The sequence below is a fragment of the Cryobacterium adonitolivorans genome (genome assembly GCF_004402695.1).
GTDB classification, from domain to species: Bacteria; Actinomycetota; Actinomycetes; order Actinomycetales; family Microbacteriaceae; genus Cryobacterium; species Cryobacterium adonitolivorans.
Map to the genome: position 1 here is coordinate 1 of NZ_SOFL01000026.1, position 5249 is coordinate 5249.

The following is a 5249-nucleotide window of genomic DNA, read 5'->3' on the forward strand; positions in this document are numbered from 1 at the left end:
TTCGAACCTATATTTTTTAGTTATAGAGCCCTCCGTGGAGGGCGTTTGTTCTCGACCGTACATCGAGAACCACATAGTGGACGCATAGCAGCTTATTCAAACTGAGTGTTATCAAATTATCGGCTTATTAGTACCGGTCAGCTCCAAGAGTCTTTAGTCCTCTCTTCCACATCCGGCCTATCAACGCAGTAGTCTAGCTGCGAGCCTCTCCCCCTAAGGGATGGAAATCTCATCTCGAAGCCGGCTTCCCGCTTAGATGCTTTCAGCGGTTATCCGTTCCGAACGTAGCTAATCAGCGGTGCTCCTGGCGGAACAACTGACACACCAGAGGTTCGTCCATCCCGGTCCTCTCGTACTAGGGATAGATCTTCTCAAATTTCCTGCGCGCGCAGCGGATAGGGACCGAACTGTCTCACGACGTTCTAAACCCAGCTCGCGTACCGCTTTAATGGGCGAACAGCCCAACCCTTGGGACCTACTCCAGCCCCAGGATGCGACGAGCCGACATCGAGGTGCCAAACCATGCCGTCGATATGGACTCTTGGGCAAGATCAGCCTGTTATCCCCGAGGTACCTTTTATCCGTTGAGCGACAGCGCTTCCACAAGCCACTGCCGGATCACTAGTCCCGACTTTCGTCCCTGCTCGACTTGTCAGTCTTACAGTCAAGCTCCCTTGTGCACTTACACTCGACACCTGATTGCCAACCAGGTTGAGGGAACCTTTGGGCGCCTCCGTTACTTTTTAGGAGGCAACCGCCCCAGTTAAACTACCCACCAGGCACTGTCCCTGAACCGGATCACGGTTCGAAGTTAGGTATCCAATATGACCAGAGTGGTATTTCAACGATGACTCCACCTGAACTAGCGTCCAAGCTTCACAGTCTCCCACCTATCCTACACAAGCCACACCGAACACCAATACCAAGCTGTAGTAAAGGTCACGGGGTCTTTCCGTCCTGCTGCGCGTAACGAGCATCTTTACTCGTAATGCAATTTCGCCGAGTTCGCGGTTGAGACAGCTGGGAAGTCGTTACGCCATTCGTGCAGGTCGGAACTTACCCGACAAGGAATTTCGCTACCTTAGGATGGTTATAGTTACCACCGCCGTTTACTGGGGCTTAAATTCTCAGCTTCGCCTTGCGGCTAACCGTTCCTCTTAACCTTCCAGCACCGGGCAGGCGTCAGTCCGTATACATCGTCTTGCGACTTGGCACGGACCTGTGTTTTTAGTAAACAGTCGCTTCCCACTGGTCTCTGCGGCCTTCGAACGCTCCAGGAGTAAATCCCTTCACGCCTCAGGCCCCCCTTCTCCCGAAGTTACGGGGGCATTTTGCCGAGTTCCTTAACCACGATTCTCTCGATCTCCTTAGTATTCTCTACCTGATCACCTGAGTCGGTTTGGGGTACGGGTGACTAAAACCTCGCGTCGATGCTTTTCTTGGCAGCATAGGATCACTGATTTCACCCTCACGGGCTACCCATCGGGTCTCAGGCTTAATGAACGACGGATTTGCCTATCGTTCGCCCTACATCCTTAGACCGGGACAACCATCGCCCGGCTCAGCTACCTTCCTGCGTCACACCTGTTAATACGCTAACCGCACCAGCATAGGGTCGCACGCTAGGCCTCACGCTTCACCCCGAAGGGATCCATCTAGAGGATTCAGATGCTTAGCATTACTGGATTAGCTTGGACGGTTTTTCATCAGTACGGGAATATAAACCCGTTGTCCATCGACTACGCCTGTCGGCCTCGCCTTAGGTCCCGACTTACCCAGGGCGGATTAGCCTGGCCCTGGAAACCTTGATCTTTCGGAGGACGGGTTTCTCACCCGTCTTTCGCTACTCATGCCTGCATTCTCACTCGTGTAGCCTCCACGGCTGGTTTACACCGCCGCTTCGCTGGCCACACGACGCTCTCCTACCCATCAACACGGCTGAACCAACACCACAAGGGTGCGGCTTACCAAAAATATCAATGCCACAACTTCGGTGGCGTGCTTGAGCCCCGTTACATTGTCGGCGCGGAATCACTTGACCAGTGAGCTATTACGCACTCTTTCAAGGGTGGCTGCTTCTAAGCCAACCTCCTGGTTGTCTATGCAACTCCACATCCTTTCCCACTTAGCACGCGCTTTGGGACCTTAGATGGTGGTCTGGGTTGTTTCCCTCTCGACGATGAAGCTTATCCCCCACCGTCTCACTGCTGCGCTCTCACTTACCGGCATTCGGAGTTTGGCTAACGTCAGTAACCTTTTAGGGCCCATCGGCTATCCAGTAGCTCTACCTCCGGCAAGAAACACGCAACGCTGCACCTAAATGCATTTCGGAGAGAACCAGCTATCACGAAGTTTGATTGGCCTTTCACCCCTATCCACAGCTCATCCCCTCCATTTTCAACTGAAGTGGGTTCGGTCCTCCACGACGTCTTACCGTCGCTTCAACCTGGCCATGGATAGATCACTTCGCTTCGGGTCTAGGACATGCGACTGAATCGCCCTATTCAGACTCGCTTTCGCTACGCATTCCCCTCTCGGGTTAAGCTCGCCACATATCACTAACTCGCAGGCTCATTCTTCAAAAGGCACGCTGTCACCAGAATCAGACTGGCTCCAACGGTTTGTAAGCAAACGGTTTCAGGTACTATTTCACTCCCCTCCCGGGGTACTTTTCACCTTTCCCTCACGGTACTTGTTCACTATCGGTCATGTAGGAGTATTTAGGCTTATCAGGTGGTCCTGACAGATTCACACGGGATTTCTCGGGCCCCGTGCTACTTGGGATACTCTTCGGGCGATTGCTGCATTTCGACTACGGGGTTCGCACCCTCTATGACCAGGCTTTCAATCCTGTTCGTCTATACAACGTTCTAACCCTCACTGTTCGGCAGAATCAGCAGAAAAGTCCCGCAACCCCGACCATGCAACGCCTGCCGGCTATCACACATGATCGGTTTAGCCTCTTCCGGGTTCGCTCGCCACTACTAACGGAATCACTATTGTTTTCTCTTCCTGTGGGTACTGAGATGTTTCACTTCCCCACGTTCCCTCTACCCGCCCTATATATTCAGGCGGGAGTCACCAGGTCACCTTGCGGGCCTGGCGGGGTTTCCCCATTCGGACATCCTCGGATCACAGTTCGTTTATCAACTCCCCGAGGCTTATCGCAGATTACTACGTCCTTCTTCGGCTCTACATGCCAAGGCATTCACCGTTTGCTCTTGAAAATTTGAAATCACATGAGTTTGAATCGATTAAGTGCCGCGAATAAATTCGCGACCGAAATTGACCAATGATCACACACTCGTAAGTGTGTTGATCTTTGTAATTTGACCCCGAAGGGTTCAAATTTAAGATGCTCGCGTCCACTGTGTAGTTCTCAAAGTACGGGCGGTACCCCTTACGACCAGCGGCTCTCTTACGAAAGCTCGACTGCTGACCGAAAAAGGTCCAGAGGAAAAGTCCACGCCCCACCGAAGTGAATCGTGTCCCGGTCCCTCAGGACCCAACAGCGTGCATATACGTTTCATTCGAACCAAACCTTTCCAACCGACCGTTGTAAACAACAGCTGGCGTACTTAGTTCAGAACTGAACTCTGCGCATCAATGTCAATGTTCCACCCATGAGCGCCATCGAAGAACATTCGTCTTCGTATGACTTGGCAGTGTTACTCCGCTGTATACAGACGGCACTGCTGTGCTCCTTAGAAAGGAGGTGATCCAGCCGCACCTTCCGGTACGGCTACCTTGTTACGACTTAGTCCTAATCACCGATCCCACCTTCGACAGCTCCATCCCTTGCGGGTTTGGCCACTGGCTTCGGGTGTTACCGACTTTCATGACTTGACGGGCGGTGTGTACAAGGCCCGGGAACGTATTCACCGCAGCGTTGCTGATCTGCGATTACTAGCGACTCCGACTTCATGAGGTCGAGTTGCAGACCTCAATCCGAACTGAGACCGGCTTTTTGGGATTCGCTCCACCTTGCGGTATTGCAGCCCTTTGTACCGGCCATTGTAGCATGCGTGAAGCCCAAGACATAAGGGGCATGATGATTTGACGTCATCCCCACCTTCCTCCGAGTTGACCCCGGCAGTATCCCATGAGTTCCCACCATTACGTGCTGGCAACATAGGACGAGGGTTGCGCTCGTTGCGGGACTTAACCCAACATCTCACGACACGAGCTGACGACAACCATGCACCACCTGTATAGAGACCTTGCGGGGCGACTGTTTCCAGCCGTTTCCTCTATATGTCAAGCCTTGGTAAGGTTCTTCGCGTTGCATCGAATTAATCCGCATGCTCCGCCGCTTGTGCGGGCCCCCGTCAATTCCTTTGAGTTTTAGCCTTGCGGCCGTACTCCCCAGGCGGGGAACTTAATGCGTTAGCTGCGACACGGAGACCGTGGAATGGTCCCCACATCTAGTTCCCAACGTTTACGGCATGGACTACCAGGGTATCTAATCCTGTTCGCTCCCCATGCTTTCGCTCCTCAGCGTCAGTTACGGCCCAGAGATCTGCCTTCGCCATTGGTGTTCCTCCTGATATCTGCGCATTCCACCGCTACACCAGGAATTCCAATCTCCCCTACCGCACTCTAGTCTGCCCGTACCCACTGCAGGCCCGAGGTTGAGCCTCGGGTTTTCACAGCAGACGCGACAAACCGCCTACGAGCTCTTTACGCCCAATAATTCCGGACAACGCTTGCACCCTACGTATTACCGCGGCTGCTGGCACGTAGTTAGCCGGTGCTTTTTCTGCAGGTACCGTCACTTTCGCTTCTTCCCTACTAAAAGAGGTTTACAACCCGAAGGCCGTCGTCCCTCACGCGGCGTTGCTGCATCAGGCTTGCGCCCATTGTGCAATATTCCCCACTGCTGCCTCCCGTAGGAGTCTGGGCCGTGTCTCAGTCCCAGTGTGGCCGGTCACCCTCTCAGGCCGGCTACCCGTCGTCGCCTTGGTGAGCCATTACCTCACCAACTAGCTGATAGGCCGCGAGTCCATCCCAAACCGAAATTCTTTCCAACTCCTAGCCATGCGGCTGAAGCTCATATCCGGTATTAGACACCGTTTCCAGTGCTTATCCCAGAGTTTGGGGCAGGTTACTCACGTGTTACTCACCCGTTCGCCACTGATCAGAAGAAGCAAGCTCCTCCGTCACCGTTCGACTTGCATGTGTTAAGCACGCCGCCAGCGTTCGTCCTGAGCCAGGATCAAACTCTCCGTAAATGTTTAGCTGACTAACCA

General features: G+C 53.4%; 2 rRNA genes. Both read right to left on the reverse strand.

The window, feature by feature from the left end:
* Positions 1-107: 107 nt before the first annotated feature.
* Positions 108-3235, reverse strand: a 23S ribosomal RNA gene (locus tag E3O42_RS08120).
* A 473-nt stretch (positions 3236-3708) separates the two neighbouring features.
* Positions 3709-5231 (reverse strand): 16S ribosomal RNA (locus E3O42_RS08125).
* The 16S and 23S rRNA genes sit together here, the layout of an rRNA operon.
* Positions 5232-5249: the final 18 nt, after the last annotated feature.